The following is a 26,111-nucleotide window of genomic DNA, read 5'->3' on the forward strand; positions in this document are numbered from 1 at the left end:
GCCGCTCCTTTCGGGTCACGCCGCGAGCCCGGCCGGATCCGAAGGCGACGGCCGGGCCCCTCCGATCGTCTGGATCGTCACGAGGGCCCGGGCCGGGGCCAGTTCGAGGCGCCGGCCCAGGAAGCCCTGGCGCAGCCGGCGGTCGTGGCTGACGATCACCAGCGTGCCCCGGTAGCCGGCGAGCGCGGCCTCCATCTCCTCGACGAGGGCCGGCGCCAGATGGTTGGTCGGCTCGTCCAGGAGGAGCAGGTCGGCCGGGGCGGTCACCAGCCGGGCCAGCTCCAGCTTGCGGCGCTGGCCCGCCGACAACAGACGTACCGGGGTCCTCAGGTCCCGGGCGGCGAAGAGCCCGAGGGAGAGCAGTTCGTCCTCGCGGCCCTCGCCGAAGGCTTCGCCGACCGTACGGGGGTCGGTGGGCGGAGCCGTGTCCTGGCGGAGCAGCCCGGTCCGGCGCGGTGCCCTCATGGTGCCCGTGTCCGGGGCGAGTTCGCCCGCCAGGACCCTGAGGAGGGTCGTCTTCCCGGCGCCGTTGGGCCCGGTGACGAGCAGCCGCTCGCCCGGCTCCAGGCGCAGGGTGACCGGCGCCAGCCGCCCCTCGACCCCGGCCGCGGTCAGCTCCACGGCCGCGCCCCCGCCCGCCTCCGCCAGGTCCGCCCGGAAGACCAGCGGCTCGGGCGGCGCCGGCACCGGGCTCTCGGCGAGCCGGGCCAGCCGCTCGCGGGCGGCGCGGATCCTGCTCATGGCCCCGTGCGCCCGTGACCGGGCCCGGAAGGCACCCGCCCCGCTGAACGCGGCGGGGGCCTTGCGCGGGATGGCGCCGAAGCGGTCGATGTTGCTGTCCGCGAGGTCCCGGTGGCGGGCCACTTCGGCCTTCCACTCCTCGTGCTCGCGGACCCTGCGGGCCCGCTCGGCGGCGCGTCCGGCGAGGTAGCCGGAGTAGCCGTCGCCGTAGCGGCGCAGGGTGTGCCGGTCCTCGTCGACCTCCAGGACGGAGGTGGCGACCCGGTCGAGGAAGGCGCGGTCGTGGGAGACGGCGACGACCGTGCCCCGGTGGGCGCGGAGCCGCTCCTCCAGCCAGGCCACGGCCCGGTCGTCGAGGTCGTTGGTCGGCTCGTCGAGCAGCAGCAGCTCCGGGCCGGCGGCGAGGACGCCGGCCAGCGCGAGCCGGGCCCGCTGCCCGCCGGAGAGGGTGCCGAGCGGGCGGTCCCGGTCGAGCGGCGCGGTCTCGCCGAGCCGGCGCAGCACGGTCGCCACCCGCCGGTCGGCCCCGGCGCCGCCGCGCGCCTCGTAGGCGGCGAGCAGTCCGGCGTACCGGTCGAGTCCTTCGGGGGTGAGGGCGCCCTCCGCCTCCCGGATCTCCCGCTCCAGCTCCCGGAGCTCCGTGAGCGCGTGGTCGACGGCGTCGCCGACGGTCGCGGTCGCGGGGAGGTCGAGGGTCTGGGCGAGATGGCCGAGGCCGCCGGGCGCGTCGACGGCCACGGTGCCGTTGTCGGCGCTCTCGAGGCCGGCGAGGAGCCGGAGCAGGGTGGACTTCCCGGAGCCGTTGTCACCGACGACGCCGAGGCGCTCGCCGGGGCGGACGGTGAGGGAGACACGGTCGAGGACGGTCCGGTGGTGGACGTACCGGTCGTCGTAGCGCTTGGTGACCTCGGTGAGTTGTGCACGGAACAAGGGCGGTCTCCTGCCGTCGGGAACCCAGGACATGTGACGAGACGGTTCGTCTCGATGTCTCGACCGTACGGCATGGAGGGCACATTGACAAGACGGATCGTCTCGTCTCGCGAAATGAGAGTCAGGAGCCGGCTATGCGCAGCACCAGCGCGGCCGCCGGGAGGACCGTCAGGACCAGCGCCGGCGCCAGCTCGTAGTCCTTCGCCCGCAGGTGGGTGACGACCGCCCCGGCGAAGTAGAGGACCAGGCCCACGGCCGCGGCCGCGCCGAGCGCCGGGACGGCGAGGCCGGCGAGCAGGCCGAGCGCGCCGGCCGCCTTCGCCGTGCCCAGCCAGGGCAGCCAGCTGTCCGGCACCCCCAGCTTCGTCATGTTCCCCGCCACCGCCGGGTTGCGGGTGAAGGTCATGAAGGCGGAGGCGGACAGGGCGAGGGCCAGCAGGACGGCGAGAACGGCATAGCCGATGAACATGGTGGAACTCCAACGATCCGGGGACGGAAACCATTGAAGAGTAACAACGATTTATCTCGCTCCACAATGGGGTTGTTGCTACGGTGGACGGCATGGCAGCCCACCCGACCGACCGGCTCGGTTTCCTCCTCTCCTTCCGCGGGGAGCTGACGAGCGCGCGCATCCGCTCCGCCCTCGGTGTCGTCGGGCTGCACCCCCGCAACGCGATGACCCTCATGCGCCTCGCCCCCGCGCCGATGAGCCAGCGCGAGCTGGCCGCCGCGATGGAGGTCGATCCCAGCCAACTGGTCGCGATCCTCAACGAGCTGGAGACCGAGGGCCTGGCCGAGCGCCGCCGCGACCCCGCCGACCGGCGCCGCCACATCGTCGAGATCACCCCCGCCGGCGCCGCCGCCCTCGACCGCATCGACCAGGCCGTCGGCGAGGCCGAGCGGGAGCTCTTCGCCGACCTCACCGAGACCGAACAGACCCTCCTCCGCGGCCTCCTGGACCGGGTCGTCGTCGACCCCTCCGCCCACGAGTGCGGCGAGTAGGGAAGACGGCCGAAGTCGCCGCCCCGGCGGCGATGAGTTCTCCGCCCGGCCGCCGTCCACCCCCGTGAGACCACCCACGGAGGAGAGAACGATGACCGAGCCCACCACCCGCACCCTGGAGACCGCCGGCGCGACCCTGCGCTACGACGTCCGCTCCGGCACCGGCGCGGACCCGCGTCCGCTGCTGCTCATCGGCTCCCCCATGGACGCGACCGGATTCACCACGCTCGCCTCCCACTTCGCCGACCGGACCGTCGTCACCTACGACCCCCGGGGCGTCGGCCGCAGCGAGACCGCCGAGGGCGCCCCGCTGGAGATCCGGCCGGAGGAGCACGCCGACGACCTGGCCCGGCTGATCGAGGACCTGGCCGCCGGCCCGGTGGACGTCTTCGCCAGCAGCGGCGGCGCCGTCAACGCGCTGGACCTGGTGGCCCGCCGTCCCGGGCTCGTGCGCACGCTCGTCGCCCACGAGCCGCCGGCCGTCGGGCTCGTCCCCGACGGTGCCGAGGCCCTGGCCGCCTGCGCCGACGTCCACGCCACCTACCGGAGCGACGGCTGGGGCGCCGGGATGGCGAAGTTCATCGCGCTCACCGGCCGCACGGGCCCGATCCCGGCGGACTGGGCCGGGCTGCCCGTCCCGCCGCCGGAGACCTACGGCCTGCCCGCCGGGGACGACGGCCGCCGCGACGACCCGCTGCTCGGCCGGAACCTGCGCGGCTGCACCTCCTACGCCCCCGACGTCGAGGCCCTCCGGGCCGCCGCCACCCGGATCGTCGTCGCCGCCGGCGAGGAGTCGCGGGAGGAGCTCGCCGCCCGCGCCGCCGCCGCGCTCGCCGACCGCCTCGGCACCCCGCTCGCCGTCTTCCCCAGCCACCACGGAGGCTTCCTGGGCGGCGAGTTCGGGCAGCGGGGGGCGCCGGAGGAGTTCGCGAAGGCGCTGCGGGCGGTCCTGGAGGGCTGACCACCGGGACCCCGGACTCCCCCGGGGCCCGCGTCACTTCGTGGCGGCCGCCGCCTTCACCGCGGCGGCCGCGTCCACGTTGCCGAGGCCCAGCTTGAGGTCGTCCGACGGGTTCACCGCCGTGTCCCGGATGGTCCGCATGATCTCGGTCGGGCTCAGGCCCTGCTGGTGCAGGAGCGCGGCCACGGCGGAGACGTACGGCGAGGCCATCGAGGTGCCGGAGAGCTTCCCGTACCCCGTGGTGTTCTTGAGCGTCTCCCTGGCCGTGTAGGTCGGCAGGGTGGAGAGGATGTCCACGCCGGGCGCCGCCACCGCGTCCCGCGCGCCGAAGTTGGTGAAGGTGGCCGGCTGCCCGTTCCGGTCGGCGGCGTTGACGACCAGGACCGGGGTCTCCACCTCGTACGGCTGGAGCACCGTCGCGTCGTTGCCCGCGGCGGCGATCACCACCGCGCCCTTGGCGTCGGCCACGGAGATCGCCTCGTTGAGTACGCCGCCCTTGAGCAGCCGCGCCATCAGACCGGACTCGCCGAGGGAGAGGTTGATGACGTCGGCGCCGTGCTGGGCGGCCCAGACGATCCCCTTGGTGATGTTCGCGTCGCTGCCGCTGCCGTCGGCGCCCAGCACCCGTACCGGCATGATCTTGGCGCCGCGCGCGCCGCCCGCGATCCCCACGCCGTTGTCCGTGTGGGCGGCGGCGATGCCGGCGACGTGGGTGCCGTGCCCGTTCAGGTCCTTCGGCTCGTCGTCGCCGTCCACGAAGTCGTAGCCGTCCACGAGTCGCCCCTGGAGGTCCGGATGGCCGGGGTCCACGCCGGTGTCGACGACCGCGATGACCGTGTCGTCCCCCGCGGCCGTGCCCCAGGCGCCGGGGAGCTTCAGGGCGTCGAGGGCCCACTGCTGGTTCCGCAGCGGGTCGGGCTCCTCGTCGCTGCCGCACCCGGTGGCGAGGACCGCGGTGAGGGTGGCGAGGGCGGTGAGGGCGGCGGCGGACCGACGGCGCATGAAGGCTCCCCATTCGACGGTATACATCAGCACTTGTCGCTTATTTGACCAATTCAACAACCGGCCGTGGAGGTGCGCATCCGGAGCGGAGAGGGGGCGGAGCCCTGCCCATAACCCGCATTGTTCTAGTAGAGTGCGAACAAGGGAGGTTCACATGACCACTGCTCCGTTCTCCGCCGCGCTCCGCGTCCCGCCCCGGCTCCGCGCCCTCGCCGCACTGCCGTTCGTGCTCGCCGCCACCACGTACCCGCTGCTCGTCGCCGCATGGTCCGACCGGCTGCCCGACCCGCTCGCCACCCACTTCTCCACCGGGGGCGAGGCCGACGGCTTCACCGGCAGGACCGCCTTCGCCCTCGTCGGCACGGCGCTGCTGCTCGCCCTCGGCGCCGGCTGGACCGTCCTCGTCCAGCGGAACGCGCTGTGGGGCGCCTGGCTGACCGCGGGTCTGCTCGGCACGCTGCTCTGCCTCGTCGTCGGCGACAACCTCGACGCGGCCGACCCCGCCCGGGTCGTCTCGCCGCTCTCCCACCTCGCCGTCGCGGCCGGCGCCGGCGCCGTCCTCGCCCTCGCCGGACACGGCCTCTCCCGGCTCGTCCCGGAGGCGCCCGCCGGCCCGGGGACCGCCCCCGACCCCGAGGCGCCCCGGCTCGACCTCGGCGCCGGCGAGGTCGCCGGCTGGTCCCGCGCCACCGCCTCGGGCCCGCTCACCGCGCTCGGCCTGCTCTTCCTCGCCGGCGGCACCGTCGCCGCGCTCCTCGGGCCCTGGCCGCTGCTCCTGCTCGCCGTCCTCGTCGGCCTCCCCGGCCTGGCCCTCGCCCGCGTCCGCGTCAACGTCGACCGCCACGGCCTCACCGTCCGCTCGACGCTCGCCCCCCGCCCCCGCGTCCACGTGCCGCTCGCCGACATCACCGGCGCCGACGTCCGGGACGTGACCGCGCTCCGCGAGTTCGGCGGCTGGGGCTACCGGGTCCGCGCCCACCGCACCGGAGTGATCCTCCGCTCCGGCGAGGCCCTGGTCGTCCGGCGCGGGAACGGGCGCGAGTTCGCCGTCACCGTGCCCGACGCGCGGACCGCCGCCGCCCTCCTCAACACCCTCGTCGAACGCCGTGGAAGGCTCTGACCGTGCTCTTCCGTGTCGACCCCGCCTCCTCCGTCCCGCTCGGCGACCAGATCGCCGCCTGCGTCCGCGGAGCCCTCGCCGACGGCACCGCCGCCCCCGGCGAACGGCTCCCGGCCGCCCGGGAACTCGCCGACTCCCTCGGCGTCAACGTCCACACCGTCCTCCGCGGCTACCAGCGGCTCCGCGAGGAGGGCCTCATCGAACTCCGGCGCGGCCGCGGCGCCCTCATCGTCCCCGGCGCCACCGCCCCCGACCGCGCCCGCCTCGTCACCCGCCTCCGCGAGGCCGCCGCCGAGGCCCGCGACATGGGCCTCACCGACGACGAGTTCCTCGACCTGGCCCGCGCCGGACTCCAATAGCAGCTGTGGGGGCGGCCGTCGCTCCAGAGGCCGTCGCCCCGTGGCCCCGGTCGTGGTCGTGGCCGTGGCCGCGGTCGTGGTCGCGGTCGTGGCTCCGGCGGCGGCTACTCCAGCACGCGGACCGGCGCGCCCGCCAGGTACGCCTCCACGTCCTCGACCGCCTGCCCGAAGTAGCGGGCGTAGTTCGCCTCGGTGACATAGCCGAGGTGGGGGAGGGCGAGCACGTTCGGGAGGGTACGGAACGGGTCGCCGGCCGGCAGGGGCTCGGTCTCGTACACGTCGAGCCCCGCCCCGGCGAACCAGCGCTCGCGCAGCGCCCGCAGCAGCGCCGCACCGTCCACCAGCCCGGCCCGCGAGGTGTTCACCAGGTACGCGCCCGGCCGCATCGCCCGCAGCTCCTGCTCGCCCACGAGGGCGCGGGTGCGGTCGGAGAGCACCAGGTGCAGCGAGACCACGTCGCTGCCCGCGAACAGCTCGGCCTTGTCCTTCGCCAGCCGGACGCCCCCGCCGTGCGCGGCGACCCGCTCCTCCGTCAGGTTCGGGCTCCAGGCGAGGACGTCCATGCCGAAGGCGCGGCCGACGGCGGCGACCCGGCCGCCGATCTTCCCCAGGCCGAGCAGGCCCAGGGTGCGGCCGGCCAGGTCGCCGCCGACCGTCGACTGCCAGAGCCCGCCCTCGCGCAGCGCCCGGGCCTCCGTCGTCACGTGCCGGACGAGCCCCAGGATCAGCGCCCAGGTGAGTTCGACGGGCGGCTCGGAACCGCTGGCCGTGCCGCAGACCGTGATCCCGCGCTCCCGGCAGGCCGCCAGGTCCACCGAGGCGTTCCGCATCCCCGAGGTGACGACCAGCCGCAGCCGGGGGAGCCGGTCGAGCAGGGCGGCGTCGAGCGGCGTCCGCTCGCGCATGACCACCAGGATCTCGCAGTCCCCGACGGCGGCGACGAGCGCGTCCCGGTCCGTCAGGTGCTCGCGCAGCACCCGTACCTCCACCCGCCCGTCGAGCGGGCTCCAGTCGGCGGAGGAGAGGGCGGCACCCTGGTAGTCGTCGAGCACGGCACAGCGCGGCAGCGGAGTCATACGGGCATGATCGCGCACCGGCCCGCGCCGCCGCAGCGCCGCCTGCCCGGGGGTGCCCGGAGGTGCCCGGGGCGGCGGGTGGTGTCCGGGGGTGTCGGGGGGTGCCCGGCGCGCTGTCGGGTGGTGCCCGGGGTGCCCGGCCTCCCCGGTCGCCGGTCCTGCGGCTCGCCCGTCCGCCCGTCCGCCCGCCCGCCCGCCCGTCCGCCCGGTCCCCGGTCCGGCGGCTCACCCGTTCGGCACCGCCCGGAGCGCCGGGACCCCGGCCCGGCCCCACAGTGGCCGCATGGGAGCACCAAGCGGTGGAGCCGACGACGAACTCACCATGCTGCGGGCCCGGGTGGCGGCACTCGAAGCCACGTCCACGCAGGGCCCGCCCCGGCGGGAGCACCACCGGCTCCGCTCGTTCTTCTCCGGGGTGCTGGTGTTCCTCGGCTGCCTCCTCGTGCCGCTGGGTCTGGTCGCCGCCTGGACCGCGGACATCCTCGGCGACACCGACCGCTACGTGCAGACGGTGACCCCGCTCGCCTCCGACCCGGACGTGCAGGCGGCGGTCGCGAACCGGGTGACCGGCGCCGTGATGGAGCACGTCGACCTCCCCGCGCTCCTCGAAGGCGTGGCCCCCGCCGAGCGCCCGCTGGTGGAGAAGGCGCTCGGGAAGCTCGGCGGCTCGCTGGAGAGCGCGCTCTCCAGCTTCGTCCACGACCGGGCCCAGGACGTCGTCGCCTCTCCGGCCTTCCAGACGATCTGGGCCGACGCCAACCGGGCCATCCACACCTCCCTCGACCGGGCCCTGACCGGTGACGAGGACGGGGCGGTGAAGATCGAGACGGACAGCGTGACGATCGACCTGGCACCCGTCATCGACCGGGTGAAGGAACGTCTCGTCGACTCCGGGCTCACGGTCGCCTCCAACATCCCCGAGATCCACACCGACTTCACGGTCCTGCGCTCCGACGACATCGGGAAGGCGAAGACCGGCTTCGCGCTGCTCCAGACGCTGGGCGTGTGGCTGCCGGTGATCGCCGTGCTGTGCGTGGCGGGCGGGGTGCTGCTCGCGGTGCGCAAGCGCCGGGCGCTGGTCGCCGGGGCCCTGGGCTTCGCGGTGGCGGCCCTCGTCCTCGGGATCGCCCTCACGGTCTTCCGTACGGTCTACCTCAACGCCCTGCCCGCCTCGGTCTCCCCGGCGGCGGCCGGCGCGGTCTACGACACCCTGATCCGCTTCCTGCGCACCTCGGTCCGGGTCTTCGCGGTGATCGGCGTCCTCGTCGCGCTGGTCGCCTGGCTCTCCGGGCCGAGCCGCCCGGCCGTCCTGGTGCGCGGCCTGTGGCACTCGGGCATCGCCGCCAGCCGCACGACCGCGGACCGGTCGGGGATGCGGCTGGGCCCGGTCGGCCCGTTCGTACGGCGCTTCCACACCTGGATCGTGTGGATCCTGGTGGCGGCCGCCGCGCTCGCCTTCGTCCTCTGGCCGCACCCGACCGGCTGGGTCGTGATCGGCCTGGCCCTGGCCCTCCTCTTCGCCCTGGCGGTGACGGACTTCCTCGCGGCGGAACCGGCGGAGCCGGCCGAGGCCGAGCGGTCCGGGAAGCCCGGCGGACCGGGGGAGCCCGGCGGACCGCGGGAGCCCGGCGCACCGGACGGACCGGGGGAGCCGGAGGGTCCGGGGGCGCCGGAGGGGCCGGGAAGGCCGGACGGCCCGGCAGTGCCGAAGGCGCCGGAGGGCCCGCGCGGCGCCGGGACGGCCTAGGGGAGCCGCGCGGCGAGGCCGTCGAGCAGCGCGGCGAGGCCGAACGCGAAGGTGTCGTCGGGCGCCTCGGCGTACGCGGCGGCGGCCGTGTCCATGGCGTCGACACGGGCCTTGAGGCGGGGGAACCGCGAGGCGGCCTCGGCGGCCTCCTTCATCGTGGCGGCGAAGACCTCCTCGGGGTCGCGGCCCTCGCGCTGGATCCGGCGGGTGAGGGCGGCGGTGGCGGAGGCGCCGGAGGCGTTGCCGAGGACGTACGTGAACACGGCGGCGGCGGCGCGGTCGGCCTCGGAGCCGGTGAAGCCCGCCGCCTCGTAGACGGCGAGGCTGTGGTCGTCGTGCCGGGCCTTGGCCTCGCCGTGGAAGAGGTGCGTGGCGAGGGCCTGCACGAGCCACGGGTGGCGGGTGAACACGGCGTGCAGGTCGCCGGCCATGGCGGTGGCGGCGGTGCGCCAGTCGACGGCGGCGAGGTCGGGAAGCCCGATCTCGTCCCAGACGCGGTCGCCGGCGAGGGCGACCAGGTCGTCCTTGTTCTTCACGTGCCAGTAGACGGCGGTGGCGGCGGAGTTCAGGCGCTGCCCGAGGGCGCGCATGTTGAGTCCTTCCAGGCCGTCCTCGTCGAGGAGCTCGACGGCGGTGGTGACGATCTGGTCGCGGGTGAGGGCGGGGCGGGGCATGGGGTCACGATAGGTCACCCGGGCGAGGACTGCACTTAGTTCAAGAAGACTCTTGTACTTAGTTCAAGAAAACTCTTGCACTTAGTTCAAGCTGCTCTCTATGGTTCTGGCAACGCCACTTGAACTAAGTGCAAGTGGGACCCGGACAGAGAAGCACGAGGACCCGTCATGAACGCGCCCACCGCCACCGCCGTCGTCGCCGCCGTCGCCCAGATCTCCGTCGCCCTCGCCTTCCTGAGCATCCCCCTCCTGCGCCACCGCTTCGGCCCCGCCGCCAAGGCCGCCGCCTGCACCGAACTGGGGCGCCAGGGCGTCCGCCCCCAGGTCCTGGAGGAGAACGGCCTCCGCTTCGACGCGAGCGGCCACGAGTGGTGGGCCCCCGGCGCCTTCGCCGCCGTCAACCTCGCCGTCGCCGCCCTCAACCTGGCGGGCGGCTCCTGGGGCACCACGCTGACCTGGGTCTTCTCCTCGATCGCCTTCCTCGCCAACCTCGCGATCCTGCACAGCCAGCTCGGCGCCGCGCGGTCCGTCGCCGCCGCCTTCCGCCGCAAGGGCGACCCCGAGCTGGTCCGTATCGACGTCCCCGCCTTCCTCAAGGCCGCCGAGGGCGCCTTCCCGGCCTGGACCCGCACCCTCCAGAACGTGCGGCACGCGTTCGTCTTCGCCGGCTCCGCGCTCGCCGTCACGGCGGTCACCCTCGTCTGACCCCCTCCGCCGGCCCTCCCCCGCGACTCCGGTCAGGATTCGAGAAGCGGGCCCGCGTTCCGCCAACTACCTTGATCCGTATGGACATCACCATCCACACCACCGTCCTCCCGCACGAGGACCCCGACGCCTCCCTCGCCTTCTTCCGCGACGTCCTCGGCTTCGAGGTCCGCAGCGACGTCGGCCAGGGCAAGATGCGCTGGATCACCGTCGGCCCCGCCGGACAGCCCGGCACCTCGATCCTCCTCGCCCCGCCGGCCGTCGACCCGGGCATCACCGAGGACGAGCGCCGCACCATCACCGAGATGATGGCGAAGGGCACGTACGGCTGGATCCTCCTCGCCGCTCCCGACCTCGACGCCGTCTTCGAGAAGGTCTCCGCCGGCGACACCGAGGTCGTCCAGGAGCCGACCCGGCAGCCCTACGGCGTCCGCGACTGCGCCTTCCGCGACCCGGCCGGCAACCTGATCCGCATCCAGGAACTGGGCTGAGACCCGGAGGGGGGAACCGGCATGTGCCATCCCGCATGGGCGGCGGCCCGCACCACGGCGGTACGGCTCCAGGCGCTGAGGGACCTGCGCAGGATCCGCGACCGCATCGACCGCGAGTACGCCCGCCCGCTCGACGTACCGGCCCTGGCCCGGGCCGCGGGCCTCACCGCGGGGGCCCTGCACCGCAGCTTCACCCAGGCGTACGGCACCACCCCGTACGCCTTCGTCACCGCACTCCGCACGACCCGGGGAAGCGCCACCCGGGGAAGAAACCGATGGGGGACGACCGCATGACGACCGCACCCGCGCCGAGGCCCCGCGAGGAACGCCTCAAGGACACCCTGACCCGGCTGGAGACCGACGTGGACCTCTGGGTGGCCACCCAGGGCCACCTCGTCCCGCTCTCCTTCCTCTGGGACGGCGCCGGCGTCCTGATCTCCACCCCGCGCGCCTCCCTCACCGGCCGCAACCTGCTGGCCGACGGCCGCGTCCGGCTCGCCCTCGGCCCCACCCGCGACGTCGTGATGATCGACGGCACCGCCGAGCCCGTGGACCTCGCCGACCTGCCCGCCGGCACCGGCGACGCCTTCGCCGCGAAGACCGGCTTCGACCCGCGCGAACTGGCCCAGCCGTACCAGTACTTCCTGATCCGGCCCCGCCGCGTCCACGCCTGGCGCGAGGCCGACGAACTCGACGGCCGCACCCTGATGCGCGACGGCGCCTGGCTCGCCTGAGCCGGCCCGTCAGTTTCGGAGAAGCGCCCGGAAACCCCGGAACCTAGCCTGGAGAACACCACCGGGACCACGCACGACACCGGGAACACGCACCACAGCTGGACCACGCACCACATCGGGACCACGCACCACACCGGGAAAGACGCACCACACCGGGAAAGACGCACCACAGCGGCACGGACCACGACGAGGGGAAACGACCATGGCCACCAAGAGCACCAAGTCCTACGACGGCTTCACCGAGGACGAGCGGGACGCGATGAAGGAGCGCGCGAAGGAGCTGAAGACCACCAAGGGCCGCCCCTCCGCCCGCGCCAAGGCCGACGGCGAGGCCGACCTCCTCGCCAAGGTCGCCGAGATGGCCGACGAGGACCGTGCCCTGGCCGAGGGCGTCCACGCCCTGGTCAAGAAGGTCGCCCCCGACCTCACCTGCAAGACCTGGTACGGCATGCCCGCCTACGCCAAGGACGGCAAGGTCGTCTTCTTCTTCCAGAGCGCCGCCAAGTTCAAGGCCCGCTACGCCACCCTCGGCTTCAGCGACCTCGCCACCCTCGACGACGGCGACATCTGGGCCACCTCCTTCGCCCTCACCACGCTCACCCCCGAGGTCGAGTCCCGCATCGAGGCCCTCATCAAGAAGGCCACCGCGGCCTGACGGCCCCCGTCCCCGCGGCCTGACCGCTCCCGTCCCCGCGGCCCCGCGGGCCCCGGCCCGGAGCGCTCGCCGCTCGCGTCAGACCGCCCGCATTCCCGCCCTGTGGTCCCCGTACCGGGGGGCCCAGGCGAGTTCGCGGGTGGCCTTCGCGTGCGAGACGCGCAGGTGGGTGTCGAGCATCAGGGCGCCCAGGTAGGGGACGGCCAGACGGAGCAGCCGGCCGGGGAGCCGGAGCCGGGAGCCGCGGGCGGCGGCCAGCTCGCCCCAGGTGGACGGCCGGTCGTCGACGATGTTGTACGCCTCGCCCGCCCGGCCCCGCTCCAGCGCCGCGACCGTCGCCGCGGCCGCGTCCTCGACGTGGACCCACGACATGGTCCCGCCGCCGCCCAGCGAGACGGGGAACGGGCGGCTGCCCGGCGTCGGGTCGAACCAGGTGCCGGGGCCGTAGAAGACGCCGTACCGCAGCGCCGTGCCCGCCACGTGGCCGGCGGCGAACAGCCGCTCCTCCGCCTCCACGAGGCCCGTGATCACATGGTCCGCGACCGTGCCGTTCCGGACGCCGAACGGGTCCTCCTCGGTGACCGGCCGGTCACCGTGGTCGTGGTAGCCGTACCCCAGGACCAGCGACTGGGTGACGAACCGGGCCGCCCCGAGCACCCCCGCCGCCTCCAGCAGGTGCGCCGTGCCCCGCTCCCGCAGCACATTGCTCGGATCGTCCGCCGTGAGCCTCAGCCGCGGAGCCTTGAGCGCGGTCAGCTGGTGGACCACCGCGTCGGCGGTCAGCCCGTCCAGCGCCCGCAGCAGGCCCTCCCGGTCGAGCGCGTCCGCGCGGACGGGCGTCGCGCCCAGCGCGCGTACCGTCTCCGCCGACCCCTCCGAACGGGCCAGGGCCATCACCTCGTGCCCCTCCCGGGTCAGGGCGCGGGTCAGCGGGCGTCCGATGGCGCCGGTCGCGCCGGCGAGCAGGATCCTCATGGTCAACAACCTCCTGGTGGCTACAGAAGAGAAGGTTGGCCAGACCCGCAGTCCGTGACATCCCCGCCCACCGGAAGGCGTGTGATGCGCGTCACGCACCCGGCGTCCCGATCGCTCCGGACGCCGGCCTCGGATGCCCTCACCCGTCCTCCGGCCGCCCCGCCCCCAGGAGTTCGCCGGCCATCAGGCCGGCCTGGAAGCGGGAACGCGCGCCGAGGGCGGTCATCAGGGCGGCCACCCTGCGGCGGTAGGTGCGCAGGGAGAGGCCGAGGAGACGGGACGCCGTCTCGTCGGTGTGGCCGGCCGCCAGCGAGCGCAGGACGGCCCGTCCGTCGGCGTCGAGGCGCGGAAGCGGCGCCCGCAGGTGGACGGTGAGCTCCGCCGCGGTCTCCCAGGCCGTGCCGAACAGGGCCCGTACGCCGTCCACCACGCCCGGTTCCCGGAGCACGCTGTACGTACGGGGTCCTCCGCCCGGCGGGCGGGGACCGGCGAGCACGGCGAGGCGCCGGTCGACGACGATCGCCTCCTGGGCCGGGGGAGCGGGCGAGATCCGCACCTCGGCCCCGGCGGCGGCGAGACGGACGAGCAACTCCCGCCCGCCGGAGGCCAGGAGGGCGTCGGGCCCGTACAACTTCCGTACGACGAGCCCCTCCGCGACCTCGGTCCGGGAGCCGGCCGCCGTCGCCGCGGCCGCCGACCAGGTCCCGGCCTCCCCGGCGGCGCACAGGAACTCCCGCCGGGCGCCCGCGAAGAGCGCGCCCGCCCGCCGCGCCAGCTCCTCCTCGCCCCGCAGCGTCACGATCCCCGTCGTCATGGCACCAACCTGCCACCCGCTCGCCGCCGGCACGACGGTTCCCGAGGATCCGTGTCATGACGACAGCCCACGGCACGCCGCCTTCCCCCTTCCTCCTCGGCGGAGACCTCCCCGTCGCCCGCATGGGCTTCGGGACCATGCGCCTCCCGGCCCGGGAGCTCGCCGGACCCGCCAACGACCCGGCCGCCTCGATGGCCGTCCTGCGGCGGGCCGTCGAACTCGGCGTCGACCACATGGACACCGCATGGTTCTACTTCCACGGCGCCCTCTCCGCCCACGGCCTGATCCGCGAAGCCCTCCACCCCTACCCCGAGGGCCTGGTCCTGGCGGCCAAGGTCGGCCCCGTCCGTCACCCCGACGGCACCTGGGGCGCCCCCGCGGGCCCCGCCGAACTCGTCGAGGGGGTCCACCGCACCCTGCGCGAACTGCGCCGTGACCACCTCGACCTCGTCTACCTGCGGCTCCACGGCGACGAAGGCGAAGGCCCCGCCCTCACCGACCGCTTCGCCGCCCTCGCCGCCCTCCGCGACGAGGGCACGATCCGCCACCTGGGCCTCAGCAACACGACCGTCGCCCAACTCGACCGGGCCCAGGACATCGCCCCGGTGGCGGCGGTCCAGAACATGTACGCCCTCTTCCACCGCCCGCACCCGGACGTCCTCGACGCCTGCACCCGCCGCGGCATCGCCTTCGTCCCCTTCTTCTCCCTGGAGACGTTCGGCCGCCCCGAACCGACCGAACCCCTCTCCCGCATCGCCGCCCGCCACGGCGCCACCCCCGCCCAGGTCAAACTCGCCTGGACCCTGGCCCAGTCCCCCGCCCTCCTTCCCATCCCCGGCACGACCTCCCTCACCCACCTCGCGCGGAACCAGGCCGCCCCCACCGTCCCCCTCACCCCCCAGGACCTCTCCGACCTCACCGACCTCCCCCACCACTGACCGGCGCGCCCGCTTCCGTCGCCTCGCGGCCCGGCGTGCGGGGGCGACGGAAGCGGGTAACGTCTTCGGCATGTTCTTCCAGGCGCCCATGTTCGAGTGAGCGCGTGACGGGCCTCCGCCGGCGCCCTTCGGCGTCGACCCCCGTCCCCACCGACGAACCCGCAGATCACTCCACATCCACTACCGGGAGAACCCGTGACCGACAGCAAGAACATCAACAACCCCGTGGGCCAGGGCGGAGGCCAGCGCAAGAGGCAGTCCCGCGCCGAGCGCCAGAACAACGGGCCGCACCGCAACCTCGACCGCCAGGGCGCCGCCGACCGCAAGGCGGAGCTGCTGCGCAAGATGCGCGAGAAGACGGGCACGGCCGAAGGCGGCGCACAGACGGACGGCGACACCCCGCAGAGCTGACACCCCGCCCTCCCGGGCCGGGCCACCCTCGAACCCGCCCTCCCCGCGCCCGGCCGGCACCCGCCCCCGCCCCGGGAGGCGGATCGTCGGCGTGTGCCCGGGACCGCGGCAGGTGCCCTCTGTCGCGGGTCTCGCGGCAGGGGCTGTCCGCACCGGTGGTGACCGCTGCACACCGTGCCGAAGGGCACGGCTGGGGCAGGCGCTCGGCACGGTGACGGTCGCCTCACGCGCCGGCCGTCGCGGGGTCGTCGACGAAGTTGGTCACGAGCTTGACGAAGGCGTCCTCCTGCTCGAAGAAGATGACGTGGCCCGCGTCGATCTCGGCGTATGAGCTGTCGGCGATGGCGGCGTGGAGGGCTCGGCTGTGCTCGACGGGGACGGTGATGTCCTGGGTGCCTCCGATCACGAGCGTGGGGGCCTCGATGCGGGGCAGCAGGGGCCGGATGTCCACCCTGAGGTCGTAGGCGATGTGGCGCAGGGTGCCGCGGGTGGGCGGCATGTTGGGGATGAGGGCCTCGAACTGTTCGCGGCCGATGGAGTTGAGGAATCCGCGGCTGAAGCCGGTCATCGCCACCGCGCGGCCGAAGGAGGCGGGGTCGGAGGTGCCGAGGTCCTGCCAGAGGGTGAAGAGGCTGCGCAGGTACTCGTCGCTGTCGGTGTGGGCCCAGCCGGCGACCAGGATCAGGCGTCGCACCAGGTCGGGGCGCAGGGCGGCGACGGTGGCGGCGACGGTGGAGCCCATGGAGAAGCCGAGCAGGTCGACGGGCCCGTCCGCCGCGTCCTCGATGACGGCGATGACCTGGGCGGCGAGCCCTTCGGCGGTCAGCGGAGCGCCGTCGTCGTCGGTGGCCTCGGTGCCGGAGAGGTCGGGAGTGATCACCGTGCGGTGCGGGGTGAACCGGGGCGCCGTCTGCCCCCAGTTGACGGCGGCGCCCGCCGACCCGGTGCCATGGACCAGGACCAGGGCGGGACCCGAGCCGGTCTTCTCGTAGTGGACCTGCGCGCCGTCGACGGAGACGATGGCCATGGGGTGCTCCCTGCTGCTGTGTCGACCGGGGCGTTCGTGCTCCGGCCAGACCCACGGTGCCGCCGCTGGGAGAGGGTCGGGAGAGCCCTCCCTGCCCTGGGATCGGCAGTCCCTGTCTGGGCCCCGGACCGTCCGGCAGGATGACCGTATGAAGATCGACCGTGAGGCACTCGCCGATTTCCTGCGCCGCTCCCGTGACCGGGTACGGCCCCAGGACGCCGGCCTGCCCGTCGGACCGCGGCGGCGGACGCCGGGCCTGCGCCGCGAGGAGGTCGCCCAGCTCGCCGGCATGTCGGCCGACTACTACATCCGCCTCGAACAGGCTCGCGGCCCGCAGCCCTCGCCGGAGATGCTCGCCGCCCTGGCGCGCGCCCTGCGCCTGTCCGACGACGAACGCGACCACCTCCACCTCCTCGCCGGCCGGCGCCCGCCCGCAGCCCGGACCACGGGCGACCACGTCGGACCCGGGCTGCTGCACCTGCTGGACCAGCTGCCCGCCACCCCGGTCCAGGTGCTCGGCGACCTCGGTGACGTCCTGGCCCAGAACGCGATGGCCGAAGCCCTGCTGGGCGGTGTGTGCACGGTGTCCGAGCACGGCCGCAACGTGGTCTGGCGCTGGTTCGCCGACCCGGCCCAGCGCGCCGCGTACCCGGCGGAGGAGCACGACTACTACAGCCGGCTGCACGTGGCGGACCTCCGGGCGGCCGTGGGCAGAAGAGCCGGCGACCCCGCCGCGACGCGCCTGGTGCAGCGGCTCCTGGGGCTCGGAGAGGAGTTCGCGGCCCTGTGGGAGCTGCACGAGGTCTCCGTACGCAGGGCCTCGCGCATGCGCGTCGTGCACCCGCTGATCGGCCCGGTCGAGCTGGACTGCCAGGTCCTGCTCGCCCCGGAGGGAGACCAGCGCGTGGTCCTGTACACCCCGCCCGTCGCCAGTGACACCGCCGAACGCCTCGCCCTCCTCAAGGTCGTGGGCACCGGCCAGTTCACCGCGTCCGGCTGACGGGCAGCACACGGGGGCGCATGGCGGAGAGGTCTCGACGACAGCGATGCCCCAGGTCTCTGACCTGGGGCATCGTCATGGAGCGGAGGACGGGAAGCGAACCCGCGCCACAAGCTCGGGAATCACCGACGCCCGTCTCGATCAGCTGTGGTCCGATCTGTGGAAACGCTTCTCGGTACGGCATTCCTCGCCGGTCCCGAGACGCCCGTGTCGACCGCTGTTCACCGCCCCGAGGGGCACGGCCGGGCCACGCTGCCCGAGGCCGACGCTTGCGCGTCCTCGTCGGACAGGAAGGTGTCGAGCTCCCCGAAGTCGGCCGCCTGGAAGGGATGGGTGCTGGGCTGCGGTGATGTTGCGGCGGCGCAGGGGGACGCCTCTTCCGGAGCGGAGAACGGCGAGGTCAGGTCGATGAGAGGGTCCTCTTTCTCGTGGGTCCGTGAACGCGTCTGGGGTGCCGCGACCGAGCACGGGGTCCTACAGCTTGCTCATCTTGGCGTACGGACTCAGGATCCGCTCCTGCGCCGAGCCGAAATCCACGACCGCCGCGATCCCGTCCTCGATGCCGACGACCCGGCCGAGGCCGTGCACGTCGTGTGTGACTTGGTCGCCTACGGCGAACCGCTTGGGAGGCAGCGCGACCGGGGCTTTGAAGGGGCTGGTGGGCAAGAAACGCTTCGGTGCACTGGGCTTTGTCATTGCTGCCAGTATGCGCCCGCGTAGCTGAGAAGAGTCTCGCCGAGAAGCAAAAGCCCCAGGTCTCCGACCTGGGACTTCATAAGAAGAGCGGATGACGGGAATCGAACCCGCGCCACAAGCTTGGGAATCACCGCTCCGAAGCGCACGGCTGGGGCACGGTCGGCTGAGCGGCTCGGATGGTGATCGAGGGTGGCGGCCAGTTGCTCCTCTCATGCCAGGACGAGCGACCGCCCAGTGCCAGTGGGCCGACCGCAGCCCCAGAGTCCGGCGTGTGCGCCGGGGCGGCGGGGCGGCGGCCCGAGTCCGGCGTGTGCGCCGGGGCGGCGGGGCGGCGGCCCGTGACGGCATCGGCCTTCTGATCGTTGTCGGGGCGCATCCTCTCCACGGCATCGGTGGGCGGTCGCTGCGTGGCGGAGCACCCACCGCATTCCGCGGTGGCTGCTCCGCCCTTCCTTCTCCGCGGCCTTCGGACCCCGAGGGCTGGAGCGAATCCGTGTAGACCGAGGGGGCCACATGCCCGAGGAACGCCTTGATCCCGCCCTGCTCAGGTTGTGCGGCGTTCTCGCTGTGGGTGCCTTCGCTCCGCTGCTCGACAGCACGATCGTCTCCGTCGCGGTCGATGCCCTCGCCGACGACCTCGACGTCCCGACGACGACCGTGCAGTGGGTGAGTACCGCCTACCTGCTGGCGTTCGCGATGGTCATGCCGATGAGCGGCTGGGCGGGTGACCGGTTCGGTACGCGGCGGGTCTGGCTGGGCGCGCTGGCCCTGTTCTCCGTCGGTTCGCTGCTGTGCGCCTGCGCCTGGAGCGCCGGGTCGCTGATCGTGTTCAGAACTTTGCAGGGGGCCGGTGGAGGGCTGATGATGCCGGTCCTGCAGACCATCGTCATCCGGGCCTGCGGCGGCCGACAGGTCGGGAGGCTCATCGCGGTCGTCTCCTTGCCGGCTCTCCTCGGTCCAGTCCTGGGTCCGGTGTTCGGCGGGCTGCTGCTCGGTCATTTCGACTGGCGCTGGATCTTCTACGTCAACCTGCCCGTCTGCGCGCTCGCGCTGTTCCTCGCCTGGCGAGGCTTGCCCCCGGATACCCGCCGGCGGGCTTCCCGCCTCGATGTCGTGGGGTTGGTGCTGGTCTGCCTGGGCCTGACCGCGCTCGTGTACGGGCTCTCGCAGTGCGGCGGCCAGGACGCCGAGGGAGAAGGGCGGGCACTCCTGCCGATGGCGGCGGGGGCCGTCCTGGTCGTCGCATTCGTCGGACGGAGCCTGCGGAGCAGTGCGCCCCTCATCGACATGCGTCTGTTTCGGCTGCGCTCCTTCGCCGCGACGTCGGTGCTGATGTTCGTCGGCGGTTCGACCATGTACGGAGGGCTGTTCCTGCTGCCCTTGTACTGCCAGCTCGTACTCGACAAGGGCGTCGTCGCCACCGGCCTCCTGCTCGTTCCGCAGGGCATTGGCGCGCTGGCGGCGCGGGTGGCCGGTGTGCTCACCGACAGGATCGGGCCGCGTCCGGTCGTGGTGACCGGCCTGCTGCTGAGCGCGGTCGCGACGTGGCCCTTCGCCGCCTCGGTGGGTGAGGGCTCGATCGTCGGTGTCGCTCTGTTCTTCCGTGGTCTCGGTACGAGCGCCGTCAGCCTCGCCGTCACGGTCGGCGCCTATCAGGGACTGGACGACTCCGAGGTCGCGGACGCCAGCACCACAACGCGCATCCTCCAGCAGCTCGGCGGCTCCTTCGGCATCGCCGCCCTTGCCGTCCTGCTCCAGCGCGGAGGCCACACCGCCACGGCCTTCGCCCACGCCTTCGGCCTGACAGCCGCCCTTGCCCTCTGCGCCGTCATCGCGGCGGCACTGCTGCCTGGCCACCGAGCCGCGGCCTCAGCGCCTCTGGCACCAGCCGAAGGACGACCCTGACGGCCACGCCGCCGCCCTCCGCCGGCCCGTCCGTCAAGCCGGCGGCCGGAGGGCTCCCGGACAGGCCGCGCGTGACGGGAAGGGCCAGATGATCACCCGTCGCGTGACCTATGCCCGCACGTCCCTGTTGACCGGGCATGAACATCGAGAGGATCCGTCACCTCGCCTTCGACGGCTTCGGCTACCGGTGCCGGATCGTCGAGAACGCCGCTCCCGCCACCGAGCCCGTCGTCGTGCTCGGCGGCGCCTTCCAGGACATGTACGCCTATCAGCGGCTCGAAGCGCGCTGGCTGGAGTCCGCGACCGTCATCAGCGTGGACCTGCCGGGATCGGGCGCGGCCGATGTACTGCCCGCCTCGTTCGGCTTCGACTTCCTGACCGGCGCCTTGGCGGACCTGCTGGACCAGCTGGGCCTGGGACGGGTGAACCTCTTCGGGGCCTCCTACGCCATGCCGATCGCCTACGGCCTGGCCCAGGAGCATCCCGAACGCGTCGCCCGTCTGGCCCTGGTGGGCGCCGCTCCCGTCTACCCGCCGGACCAGCGCGCCGCGCTGCGGACGATGGCCGACGCCCTGGAGTCCGGAGACGCCGGCGCCTACGCCCGAATGAGCATCGCAGCCCTGTTGTCCTCCGCCGAGCGGGACGTCCACAAGCGCGCCGTCGTCACCCGCGTCCTCGCCCGCACGATGGGATCGGTCACGCAGGCCGACATCCCCCGGCATCTCGCCTCGACCTACCGTGTCATCGACTGGCAGGGGCTACGGCCCGGCGGTGTCCGGGACGTTCCGGCGCTGGTCTTCACCGGAGAACACGACAGCCTCACCCACCCCGGCCTCGGGCGCGAGGTCGCCGCGACCATCGCCGGAAGCGTCTTCACCCTGATCCGGGGCGCCGACCACCTCTGCCACCTCGAACGCCCCTCGGAGATGTCCCAGTTGCTGGATCGCTTCTTCACCGATCAGCCCCTCGACGACCTGCCGTACCTCACCGCCCTCGAGGACCACGCCAGGCCGGCCGCCCTGGTCCCGTGACGGCTCCGGAGGCCCACGACCAGTCCGCCACCGCATCCCTCACCTACGAAGAGGCACAGATGACCGACCTCCGGCCCGGGACGGCCGACCACGGCTTCGTCCCCTACACGGAAGCCGTCCTCAGCACCCTGGCGCGCGATCCCGGCCTGCCCGCGATCATCTGCCCTGACCGCCGGCAGATCACCGCGGGCGAGCTGCGCGACAGCGTCCACCGGCTCGCCCGAGAGCTGATCACGCGTGGCGTCCGGCGCGGGCAGACCGTCTCGCTGCTCACCGGCAACACCGCTGAGGCGCTCGTCGCGCGCTACGCGGCCAACCTGGCCGGGGCGCGCGTGACACCCCTGTACGACGGGCTCAACGCGGGCGCCCTGGCGCACCTGGTGGACGTCGCCGACACCGAACTGCTGCTGGTCGACCCGACCCGGTACGCGGACCTGGACCGGCTGAAGCCGCTTCTTCACGTGCCGATGCTGGCGACGCTGGGCCCGCATCCGCACGCCGACGACATCCGCGCGGCGGCGGCCGGGCAGCCGTCGGCACCCGTCACCGTGCCCGTAGGCGCGGCCGACGACTGGTGCATCCGCCACACCGGCGGCACCACGACCGGGCTGCCGAAGAGCCTGCAGATGAAGCACGGACCGTACCGCCGCACCCTGGACCACCTGTGCACCCCCACGGGCGCCCCGCCCCGCTATCTGGCATGCACGCCGCTCACGCACATCGCGGGTCTCTGGGCGGACGTGGCGCTCCTCCAGGGCGGCTCCGTCGTCCTCCAGCCCGCCTTCGAGCCCGGCGAGGCCCTCGCGGCGATCGAACGCGAGCGGGTGACCCGGCTGTTCCTCCAGCCGCCTCTCCTGCACCAGCTCCTCGACCATCCCGCGCTGCCCGCCACCGACACCTCCAGCGTCCGGCAGGTCACCTACGGCGGCAGCCCGGCGTCGACGTCCAGGCTGCGGCAGACCGAAGGCGTCTTCGGCAAGGTGCTGCACAGCTGGTACGGGCAGAACGAGACGCTCGGGCTCACCGAGGTGGGCCCCGAAGAACACGACCGCGTCGGCCGGCACGGACAGATCACAGTCGGCCGCGCCATGCCCGGCGTCGAACTCCGCGTCGTCGCCCCGCACGGCGGCGCCCTCCCGACCGGCAGCGAAGGCGAGATCCACGCCCGCGCCCACAGCGCCATGAACGGCTACTGGAAGCAGCCCGAACTGACCGCCCGCGTACTGAGCGACGGCTGGGTGCGCACCGGCGACATCGGCTACCTCGACGACGACGGCTACCTCTTCCTCGCCGACCGAGGCCACGACACGATCACCGTCGACGGAACCCGCGTCTATCCCAGCGAGATCGAGGAGGTGCTGACGGCCCACCCCGCCGTCGCCCAGTGCGCCGTCTTCGGCATGCGCCACGACGGCACGTCCGAGCACGTCCACGCCGCCGTCGTGCCCGCCCGCGGCCACAGCGCCGACGCCGACGAGCTGCGCCGCTTCGTCGCCGCCCGCAAGAGCGGTCTCCATGTCCCCCACACGTTCCACGTCCTGAAGTCCATCCCGCTCAGCGGCATCGGCAAGCCCGACAAGCACGCACTCCGCCGGGCACTCTCCTGAGCGGCAGCCCCGCAGCGTAGGGGGATGAGGCCAGCTCACGTCGCTGAGGAGGAGCGGGCTCACGCGGAGGCCACGGCAGCCTCGAGAGATCTCGACAACGAAGAAGGCCCAGGTCAGAGACCTGGGCCTTCGTTCAAGAGCGGATGACGGGAATCGAACCCGCGCTACAAGCTTGGGAGTCACCGGCACCCAGCTCGACCACCGGGTGCCTGACCTGCGAAATCGTCCCGAGGTGCGGCGTCTCCGGCCACCTTGGGGTCACCTGGGCCGACCGCTGTTCACCGCTCCGAAGGGCACGGACGGGGCACGGGCTGGACCGGGCTTCGCGTGGGGTCTCGGCATGTCCGCCCGGATCACGGGAGCGATCCTGCGGCCGTTCGGCCGGCTGAGCGACACCCAGGTCATGCCTCTGCGGCGAGAGCCGACTCTCCGGTGACGAGCGGACGCACATGGGTCAGGAGCAGCTCCAGGAACCGGCCCGGGTGTCGGAACGCCGCGAAGTGGCTGCAGTCCTCGATCAGCGCGAAAGCCTTCACCGGCGCCTGGACGTCGTCGAAGAACCGGCGGGCGAGTTCCGGCGAGGTGAGGACGTCCTTCTCGCCCTGGAAGAGGAAGAAGGGGAGCTCGAACGTCGTGCCGTCCGCCCAGTCGTCGAACCCGGCGGTGCCCTGAGCGATCTGCTCCGAGAGGGTCATTCCCTTGAGGAAGCGCCCCAGCTCGCGCAGCGAGTGCAGCGGTGAGAACCACAGGGACCCCATGACGATCTTCTTCATCGTCTCCAGGGTCAGGGGGTCGCTGGTGGCCAGCAGCTTGGCGTGCATCGCGCGTTCGCGGGCCGTCCATTGACGCTCATCGGGGTGGAGCGCCTCGACCGCCGCCAGTTCCTTGCGCTTTCCGGCCGCGCGCAGCCGGGCGAGCAGGGCCTGGTGTACGGAGTTGTCGCGACCGGCGTCGTGGATGTTCTGGTCGGTGCCGACATATGCGGAGTAGCGCTCGGGGAACTCGCGGGCGAGCCGCAGGCCGAAGGCGCTTCCGTAGGAGTGGCCGAGCAGCGCGACCTTGTCGACGGCCAGACGGGTGCGGATGTGGTCGGTGACCTCGACCGCATCCGCGTAGATCCGGTCGAAGGTCATCTCGCCCTGACCTTCCGGACCGCTGCGGCCGAGGGTCTTGAGGGTGCCGCGCATGTCCCAGCGGACGATCGTGAAGTGCTTCTCCCAGGATCTCGTGCGCGGCCCGAAGATCGCGGTCGAGGCTCCGGGGCCGCCGTGCAGTTCCAGGACGACCGGATTGGCCAGGTCCTCGCCGCGGATCGAGATCCACTGCTCGATGCCGCCGATGCGGACGAAGCCCTGCTCGTCGATCCCGTTCCGGGAAGTGATCTTCATCAGGGAGTCGTTGCGTGAACGCTTGAGGGCGCGGTGGCCGAGGACGCCGATCGCGGGCGCGGCGAGGAGAGCAGCTGCGGAGGTGATGGCGATGGTGGCGATCATGACGACTCCCTGGTTCCCGCGAGGAAAACTGTATATGACGTAAACGATTGGCTATACGCTATAAACAGTTAGGGTGAGGTGTCAACGGATATCGGTGAAGGAGGCGCGGGTGGTCGCGAAGAAGTCCCCGAAGCAGGTCGACGTGAAGGCGAGCTTCGCGTTGCTCTGGGGTGAGCGGGAGCTGCCGAGCAGGGGCCCGAAGCCCTCGCTCACCGCGGGGCGGATCGCGGAGGCGGCCATCGGGATCGCCGACAGGGAGGGCCTGGCCGCGGTCTCGCTGGCGCGGGTCGCCAAGGAGTTCGGCGTCACCGCGATGGCGCTCTACCGGTACGTTCCCGGCAAGACGGAACTCCTCGACCTGATGGTCGACCTCGCGATCGGCCCCCCGGCAGCCGTCGCCGGCATCCCTGGCGGCTGGCGCCCGCAACTGACCGAGTGGGCGCGGCAGTGCCTGGCGATGTACCGCCGCCACCCGTGGATCCTGGCGGCGACCGGCACGCGCCGCCAGATGATGGGCCCTCATCAACTCGAGTGGCTGGACACGGCCTTGGCCGTGCTGGCCGGAACGGGGCTGTCCGCCCCCCAGCGACATGACACGTTTCTGCTGCTCGTGGGCCACATTCGTTATGTCGCTCAGCGGTACGTCGACCAGGACGAGGCCGCGAGCGAAGAGTGGGCGCGGCTGACGGCCGAGGTCATGGAGCGGCACGAGGAGCGCTTTCCCGCCCTGACGGAGGCGATCGCGGCGGGCGCCTTCGCTCCGCGGGACGGGAGCCCGCTGGACTTCGGCCTGGAGCGGATCCTCGACGGGGTGGCGGCCCTGATCCCCCGGTGAGCCGCTGGGGTCTCCGCGCCGACGGCGCCACCGGCGGCCGAGCCCTCGGCCAGGCGTGGTCGTCGCGGTGGGTGTCTCGGCGAACGACGAAGCCCCAGGTCGCTGACCTGGGGCTTCGTAAGGAGAGCGGATGACGGGAATCGAACCCGCGCTATAAGCTTGGGAAGCTCATGTTCTACCATTAAACTACATCCGCATTGCGGCCGGATGAGCCGGTCGCATCGTTGCACACTGTACCCCATGCGCCACTCGTGGCGTAGTTCGCCTCTCCTCGGTGGGTCGGAGTGCCGCGTGGAGGGTGTCCCGTTGATCCCCTAATGTGGCTTCCTCGTCCAGCATGTGTGTAGGGGAAGGGACTTGATGGGTTCCGTGGAACGCACCGTCGTCCGCTGTGCCGAAGGGCACGTGTTCAGTACCGCCTCGTTTCCGCTTCAGCAGCTCGGGGCCGGGCGGATCGGGCCCGGGCGGCTCATCCGGTGTCCGCGGTGTGCGCGGTTGAGGCACGCGGTGCCGGTGGAGGTCCAGCAGCGCTGACCTGGGCGGGGCGCGGAACCGGTCCCGATTGGGGAGGTCCGCGCCCTCTGCGTATCGTGGGGGCGTGCTTCTCTCAGACAAGGACATCCGGGCCGAGATCGATGCCGGGCGGGTGCGCATCGACCCGTACGACGAATCCATGGTGCAGCCGTCCAGTATCGACGTGCGCCTCGACCGCTTCTTCCGGGTGTTCGAGAACCACCGCTACCCGCACATCGACCCCGCCATCGAGCAGCTCGACCTGACGCGCGAGGTGGAGCCGGAGGGTGACGAGGCGTTCATCCTGCACCCGGGCGAGTTCGTGCTGGCGTCGACGTACGAGGTCATCACCCTGCCGGACGACATCGCGTCGCGGCTGGAGGGGAAGAGTTCCCTCGGGCGGCTCGGGCTCGTCACGCACTCGACGGCCGGGTTCATCGACCCGGGCTTCTCGGGGCACGTGACCCTGGAGCTGTCGAACCTCGCGACCCTCCCGATCAAGCTCTGGCCGGGGATGAAGATCGGGCAGCTGTGCATGTTCCGGCTGAGCTCGCCCGCCGAGTTCCCGTACGGCAGCGAGCGGTACGGCTCCCGGTACCAGGGGCAGCGGGGACCGACGGCCTCCCGTTCCTTCATGAACTTCCATCGGACCCAGGTGTGAGGCGGTAG

At 73.1% G+C, this 26,111-nt stretch carries 28 protein-coding genes and 1 tRNA gene; 18 read left to right on the plus strand and 11 right to left on the minus strand.

Annotation, left to right across the window (positions count from 1 at the left end; translation table 11 throughout):
• Nucleotides 1-15 precede the first annotated feature (15 nt).
• Complete coding sequence (locus ACFVU3_RS09370) at nucleotides 16-1,704, minus strand: ABC-F family ATP-binding cassette domain-containing protein (RefSeq protein WP_390065089.1); 1,689 nt, start codon at nucleotides 1,702-1,704, stop codon at nucleotides 16-18.
• Nucleotides 1,705-1,792: 88 nt separating this feature from the next.
• Nucleotides 1,793-2,140, minus strand: coding sequence for a DoxX family protein (locus tag ACFVU3_RS09375; RefSeq protein WP_390065090.1), 348 nt, complete (start codon nucleotides 2,138-2,140; stop codon nucleotides 1,793-1,795).
• A 92-nt stretch (nucleotides 2,141-2,232) separates the two neighbouring features.
• Between ACFVU3_RS09375 and ACFVU3_RS09380 the strand changes: the two genes are divergently transcribed.
• Together ACFVU3_RS09380 and ACFVU3_RS09385 are read left to right on the plus strand one after the other, a co-directional pair.
• Nucleotides 2,233-2,673 carry a MarR family winged helix-turn-helix transcriptional regulator gene (locus ACFVU3_RS09380; RefSeq protein ID WP_390065091.1) on the plus strand — a complete coding sequence of 147 codons (441 nt, stop codon included), beginning with the start codon at nucleotides 2,233-2,235 and terminating at the stop codon, nucleotides 2,671-2,673.
• Nucleotides 2,674-2,764: 91 nt separating this feature from the next.
• Nucleotides 2,765-3,634 (plus strand): alpha/beta fold hydrolase, encoded by an 870-nt coding sequence (locus ACFVU3_RS09385; RefSeq protein ID WP_390065093.1) that lies wholly within the window; start codon nucleotides 2,765-2,767, stop codon nucleotides 3,632-3,634.
• Nucleotides 3,635-3,667: 33 nt separating this feature from the next.
• Here the strand turns inward: ACFVU3_RS09385 and ACFVU3_RS09390 are convergent, their stop codons facing one another.
• The gene (locus tag ACFVU3_RS09390; RefSeq protein WP_390065094.1) at nucleotides 3,668-4,636 is read right to left on the minus strand and encodes a S8 family peptidase; all 969 of its coding nucleotides are present in this window, start codon (nucleotides 4,634-4,636) and stop codon (nucleotides 3,668-3,670) included.
• A gap of 154 nt (nucleotides 4,637-4,790) precedes the next feature.
• Between ACFVU3_RS09390 and ACFVU3_RS09395 the strand changes: the two genes are divergently transcribed.
• The gene (locus ACFVU3_RS09395) at nucleotides 4,791-5,756 is read left to right on the plus strand and encodes a hypothetical protein (protein ID WP_390065096.1); all 966 of its coding nucleotides are present in this window, start codon (nucleotides 4,791-4,793) and stop codon (nucleotides 5,754-5,756) included.
• Between the two features lie 2 nt (nucleotides 5,757-5,758).
• Nucleotides 5,759-6,115, plus strand: a complete 357-nt coding sequence (locus ACFVU3_RS09400) for a GntR family transcriptional regulator (RefSeq protein WP_390065097.1) — start codon at nucleotides 5,759-5,761, stop codon at nucleotides 6,113-6,115.
• Between the two features lie 104 nt (nucleotides 6,116-6,219).
• On the opposite strand, the gene ACFVU3_RS09405 is transcribed toward ACFVU3_RS09400, so the two are convergent.
• Complete coding sequence (locus ACFVU3_RS09405) at nucleotides 6,220-7,191, minus strand: D-2-hydroxyacid dehydrogenase family protein (RefSeq protein WP_390065098.1); 972 nt, start codon at nucleotides 7,189-7,191, stop codon at nucleotides 6,220-6,222.
• 283 nt (nucleotides 7,192-7,474) lie between these two features.
• Between ACFVU3_RS09405 and ACFVU3_RS09410 the strand changes: the two genes are divergently transcribed.
• Nucleotides 7,475-8,938 carry a hypothetical protein gene (locus tag ACFVU3_RS09410; RefSeq protein WP_390065099.1) on the plus strand — a complete coding sequence of 488 codons (1,464 nt, stop codon included), beginning with the start codon at nucleotides 7,475-7,477 and terminating at the stop codon, nucleotides 8,936-8,938.
• Here ACFVU3_RS09410 and ACFVU3_RS09415 read toward each other — a convergent pair.
• On the minus strand, nucleotides 8,935-9,612 hold the full coding sequence (locus tag ACFVU3_RS09415; protein WP_390065100.1) for a TetR/AcrR family transcriptional regulator: 678 nt from the start codon (nucleotides 9,610-9,612) through the stop codon (nucleotides 8,935-8,937). The genes ACFVU3_RS09410 and ACFVU3_RS09415 overlap by 4 nt on opposite strands.
• Before the next feature lie 168 nt (nucleotides 9,613-9,780).
• Here ACFVU3_RS09415 and ACFVU3_RS09420 point away from each other — a divergent pair, with 168 nt between their 5' ends.
• From ACFVU3_RS09420 to ACFVU3_RS09440, 5 genes are all read left to right on the plus strand, one after another.
• Nucleotides 9,781-10,317, plus strand: coding sequence for a hypothetical protein (locus ACFVU3_RS09420; protein ID WP_390065102.1), 537 nt, complete (start codon nucleotides 9,781-9,783; stop codon nucleotides 10,315-10,317).
• A gap of 80 nt (nucleotides 10,318-10,397) precedes the next feature.
• Nucleotides 10,398-10,808 (plus strand): VOC family protein, encoded by a 411-nt coding sequence (locus ACFVU3_RS09425; RefSeq protein ID WP_390065104.1) that lies wholly within the window; start codon nucleotides 10,398-10,400, stop codon nucleotides 10,806-10,808.
• 21 nt (nucleotides 10,809-10,829) lie between these two features.
• Nucleotides 10,830-11,102 carry a hypothetical protein gene (locus ACFVU3_RS09430; RefSeq protein ID WP_390065106.1) on the plus strand — a complete coding sequence of 91 codons (273 nt, stop codon included), beginning with the start codon at nucleotides 10,830-10,832 and terminating at the stop codon, nucleotides 11,100-11,102.
• Nucleotides 11,099-11,542: a pyridoxamine 5'-phosphate oxidase family protein gene (locus tag ACFVU3_RS09435; protein WP_390065107.1), complete on the plus strand. Its 444-nt coding sequence runs from the start codon at nucleotides 11,099-11,101 to the stop codon at nucleotides 11,540-11,542. Before ACFVU3_RS09430 ends, ACFVU3_RS09435 begins: the two co-directional genes overlap by 4 nt.
• 202 nt (nucleotides 11,543-11,744) lie before the next feature.
• Entirely contained in the window at nucleotides 11,745-12,197 is a 453-nt protein-coding gene (locus ACFVU3_RS09440; protein WP_390065109.1) for an iron chaperone, read from the plus strand.
• Nucleotides 12,198-12,275: 78 nt separating this feature from the next.
• Here the strand turns inward: ACFVU3_RS09440 and ACFVU3_RS09445 are convergent, their stop codons facing one another.
• Both ACFVU3_RS09445 and ACFVU3_RS09450 read right to left on the minus strand, forming a co-directional pair.
• Nucleotides 12,276-13,172 carry an NAD-dependent epimerase/dehydratase family protein gene (locus ACFVU3_RS09445; protein ID WP_390065110.1) on the minus strand — a complete coding sequence of 299 codons (897 nt, stop codon included), beginning with the start codon at nucleotides 13,170-13,172 and terminating at the stop codon, nucleotides 12,276-12,278.
• Nucleotides 13,173-13,311: 139 nt separating this feature from the next.
• Nucleotides 13,312-13,986, minus strand: coding sequence for a DNA-binding response regulator (locus tag ACFVU3_RS09450; RefSeq protein ID WP_390065112.1), 675 nt, complete (start codon nucleotides 13,984-13,986; stop codon nucleotides 13,312-13,314).
• Between the two features lie 56 nt (nucleotides 13,987-14,042).
• On the opposite strand from ACFVU3_RS09450, the gene ACFVU3_RS09455 reads away from it, so the two are divergent.
• Together ACFVU3_RS09455 and ACFVU3_RS09460 are read left to right on the plus strand one after the other, a co-directional pair.
• Nucleotides 14,043-14,924 carry an aldo/keto reductase gene (locus ACFVU3_RS09455; protein ID WP_390065113.1) on the plus strand — a complete coding sequence of 294 codons (882 nt, stop codon included), beginning with the start codon at nucleotides 14,043-14,045 and terminating at the stop codon, nucleotides 14,922-14,924.
• A gap of 195 nt (nucleotides 14,925-15,119) precedes the next feature.
• Nucleotides 15,120-15,335, plus strand: a complete 216-nt coding sequence (locus ACFVU3_RS09460; protein ID WP_390065115.1) for a DUF6243 family protein — start codon at nucleotides 15,120-15,122, stop codon at nucleotides 15,333-15,335.
• A 223-nt stretch (nucleotides 15,336-15,558) separates the two neighbouring features.
• Here ACFVU3_RS09460 and ACFVU3_RS09465 read toward each other — a convergent pair whose 3' ends face one another.
• Nucleotides 15,559-16,362, minus strand: coding sequence for an alpha/beta fold hydrolase (locus ACFVU3_RS09465; RefSeq protein ID WP_390065116.1), 804 nt, complete (start codon nucleotides 16,360-16,362; stop codon nucleotides 15,559-15,561).
• Between the two features lie 148 nt (nucleotides 16,363-16,510).
• On the opposite strand from ACFVU3_RS09465, the gene ACFVU3_RS09470 reads away from it, so the two are divergent.
• Nucleotides 16,511-17,362 carry a helix-turn-helix transcriptional regulator gene (locus tag ACFVU3_RS09470; protein ID WP_390065118.1) on the plus strand — a complete coding sequence of 284 codons (852 nt, stop codon included), beginning with the start codon at nucleotides 16,511-16,513 and terminating at the stop codon, nucleotides 17,360-17,362.
• Nucleotides 17,363-17,836: 474 nt separating this feature from the next.
• Here ACFVU3_RS09470 and ACFVU3_RS09475 read toward each other — a convergent pair whose 3' ends face one another.
• Nucleotides 17,837-18,058 carry a hypothetical protein gene (locus ACFVU3_RS09475; protein WP_390065120.1) on the minus strand — a complete coding sequence of 74 codons (222 nt, stop codon included), beginning with the start codon at nucleotides 18,056-18,058 and terminating at the stop codon, nucleotides 17,837-17,839.
• Nucleotides 18,059-18,571: 513 nt separating this feature from the next.
• On the opposite strand from ACFVU3_RS09475, the gene ACFVU3_RS09480 reads away from it, so the two are divergent.
• The 3 genes from ACFVU3_RS09480 to ACFVU3_RS09490 all read left to right on the plus strand — a co-directional run bounded on the left by ACFVU3_RS09480 (nucleotide 18,572) and on the right by ACFVU3_RS09490 (nucleotide 22,601).
• Nucleotides 18,572-19,963: a DHA2 family efflux MFS transporter permease subunit gene (locus tag ACFVU3_RS09480; protein WP_390065121.1), complete on the plus strand. Its 1,392-nt coding sequence runs from the start codon at nucleotides 18,572-18,574 to the stop codon at nucleotides 19,961-19,963.
• A gap of 137 nt (nucleotides 19,964-20,100) precedes the next feature.
• Nucleotides 20,101-20,994 (plus strand): alpha/beta fold hydrolase, encoded by an 894-nt coding sequence (locus ACFVU3_RS09485; protein WP_390065123.1) that lies wholly within the window; start codon nucleotides 20,101-20,103, stop codon nucleotides 20,992-20,994.
• Nucleotides 20,991-22,601 carry an AMP-binding protein gene (locus ACFVU3_RS09490; protein WP_390065125.1) on the plus strand — a complete coding sequence of 537 codons (1,611 nt, stop codon included), beginning with the start codon at nucleotides 20,991-20,993 and terminating at the stop codon, nucleotides 22,599-22,601. Before ACFVU3_RS09485 ends, ACFVU3_RS09490 begins: the two co-directional genes overlap by 4 nt.
• Nucleotides 22,602-23,002: 401 nt before the next feature.
• Here the strand turns inward: ACFVU3_RS09490 and ACFVU3_RS09495 are convergent, their stop codons facing one another.
• Nucleotides 23,003-24,094 carry an alpha/beta fold hydrolase gene (locus ACFVU3_RS09495; protein WP_390065127.1) on the minus strand — a complete coding sequence of 364 codons (1,092 nt, stop codon included), beginning with the start codon at nucleotides 24,092-24,094 and terminating at the stop codon, nucleotides 23,003-23,005.
• A 109-nt stretch (nucleotides 24,095-24,203) separates the two neighbouring features.
• Between ACFVU3_RS09495 and ACFVU3_RS09500 the strand changes: the two genes are divergently transcribed.
• The gene (locus ACFVU3_RS09500; RefSeq protein ID WP_390065129.1) at nucleotides 24,204-24,929 is read left to right on the plus strand and encodes a TetR/AcrR family transcriptional regulator; all 726 of its coding nucleotides are present in this window, start codon (nucleotides 24,204-24,206) and stop codon (nucleotides 24,927-24,929) included.
• A 125-nt stretch (nucleotides 24,930-25,054) separates the two neighbouring features.
• Here the strand turns inward: ACFVU3_RS09500 and ACFVU3_RS09505 are convergent.
• Nucleotides 25,055-25,125 (minus strand) — tRNA-Gly (locus tag ACFVU3_RS09505).
• Between the two features lie 402 nt (nucleotides 25,126-25,527).
• Here ACFVU3_RS09505 and dcd point away from each other — a divergent pair.
• On the plus strand, nucleotides 25,528-26,103 hold the full coding sequence (gene dcd / locus ACFVU3_RS09510; RefSeq protein WP_062754053.1) for a dCTP deaminase: 576 nt from the start codon (nucleotides 25,528-25,530) through the stop codon (nucleotides 26,101-26,103).
• Nucleotides 26,104-26,111 lie beyond the last annotated feature (8 nt).

The sequence above is a fragment of the Streptomyces sp. NPDC058052 genome (genome assembly GCF_042885515.1).
Lineage (GTDB): Bacteria > Actinomycetota > Actinomycetes > Streptomycetales > Streptomycetaceae > Streptomyces.

Coding starts and splice junctions, on each gene's coding strand:
- ACFVU3_RS09465 (WP_390065116.1), bottom strand. CDS start 16,362: ATGGCCATCGTCTCCGTCGACGGCGCGCAGGTCCACTACGAGAAGACC.
- ACFVU3_RS09450 (WP_390065112.1), bottom strand. CDS start 13,986: ATGACGACGGGGATCGTGACGCTGCGGGGCGAGGAGGAGCTGGCGCGG.
- ACFVU3_RS09445 (WP_390065110.1), bottom strand. CDS start 13,172: ATGAGGATCCTGCTCGCCGGCGCGACCGGCGCCATCGGACGCCCGCTG.
- ACFVU3_RS09435 (WP_390065107.1), top strand. CDS start 11,099: ATGACGACCGCACCCGCGCCGAGGCCCCGCGAGGAACGCCTCAAGGAC.
- ACFVU3_RS09395 (WP_390065096.1), top strand. CDS start 4,791: ATGACCACTGCTCCGTTCTCCGCCGCGCTCCGCGTCCCGCCCCGGCTC.
- ACFVU3_RS09455 (WP_390065113.1), top strand. CDS start 14,043: ATGACGACAGCCCACGGCACGCCGCCTTCCCCCTTCCTCCTCGGCGGA.
- ACFVU3_RS09430 (WP_390065106.1), top strand. CDS start 10,830: ATGTGCCATCCCGCATGGGCGGCGGCCCGCACCACGGCGGTACGGCTC.
- ACFVU3_RS09485 (WP_390065123.1), top strand. CDS start 20,101: ATGAACATCGAGAGGATCCGTCACCTCGCCTTCGACGGCTTCGGCTAC.
- ACFVU3_RS09495 (WP_390065127.1), bottom strand. CDS start 24,094: ATGATCGCCACCATCGCCATCACCTCCGCAGCTGCTCTCCTCGCCGCG.
- ACFVU3_RS09385 (WP_390065093.1), top strand. CDS start 2,765: ATGACCGAGCCCACCACCCGCACCCTGGAGACCGCCGGCGCGACCCTG.
- ACFVU3_RS09470 (WP_390065118.1), top strand. CDS start 16,511: ATGAAGATCGACCGTGAGGCACTCGCCGATTTCCTGCGCCGCTCCCGT.
- ACFVU3_RS09370 (WP_390065089.1), bottom strand. CDS start 1,704: ATGTCCTGGGTTCCCGACGGCAGGAGACCGCCCTTGTTCCGTGCACAA.
- ACFVU3_RS09375 (WP_390065090.1), bottom strand. CDS start 2,140: ATGTTCATCGGCTATGCCGTTCTCGCCGTCCTGCTGGCCCTCGCCCTG.
- ACFVU3_RS09405 (WP_390065098.1), bottom strand. CDS start 7,191: ATGACTCCGCTGCCGCGCTGTGCCGTGCTCGACGACTACCAGGGTGCC.
- ACFVU3_RS09440 (WP_390065109.1), top strand. CDS start 11,745: ATGGCCACCAAGAGCACCAAGTCCTACGACGGCTTCACCGAGGACGAG.
- ACFVU3_RS09475 (WP_390065120.1), bottom strand. CDS start 18,058: ATGACAAAGCCCAGTGCACCGAAGCGTTTCTTGCCCACCAGCCCCTTC.
- ACFVU3_RS09390 (WP_390065094.1), bottom strand. CDS start 4,636: ATGCGCCGTCGGTCCGCCGCCGCCCTCACCGCCCTCGCCACCCTCACC.
- ACFVU3_RS09410 (WP_390065099.1), top strand. CDS start 7,475: ATGGGAGCACCAAGCGGTGGAGCCGACGACGAACTCACCATGCTGCGG.
- ACFVU3_RS09380 (WP_390065091.1), top strand. CDS start 2,233: ATGGCAGCCCACCCGACCGACCGGCTCGGTTTCCTCCTCTCCTTCCGC.
- ACFVU3_RS09480 (WP_390065121.1), top strand. CDS start 18,572: ATGCCCGAGGAACGCCTTGATCCCGCCCTGCTCAGGTTGTGCGGCGTT.
- ACFVU3_RS09420 (WP_390065102.1), top strand. CDS start 9,781: ATGAACGCGCCCACCGCCACCGCCGTCGTCGCCGCCGTCGCCCAGATC.
- ACFVU3_RS09415 (WP_390065100.1), bottom strand. CDS start 9,612: ATGCCCCGCCCCGCCCTCACCCGCGACCAGATCGTCACCACCGCCGTC.
- ACFVU3_RS09425 (WP_390065104.1), top strand. CDS start 10,398: ATGGACATCACCATCCACACCACCGTCCTCCCGCACGAGGACCCCGAC.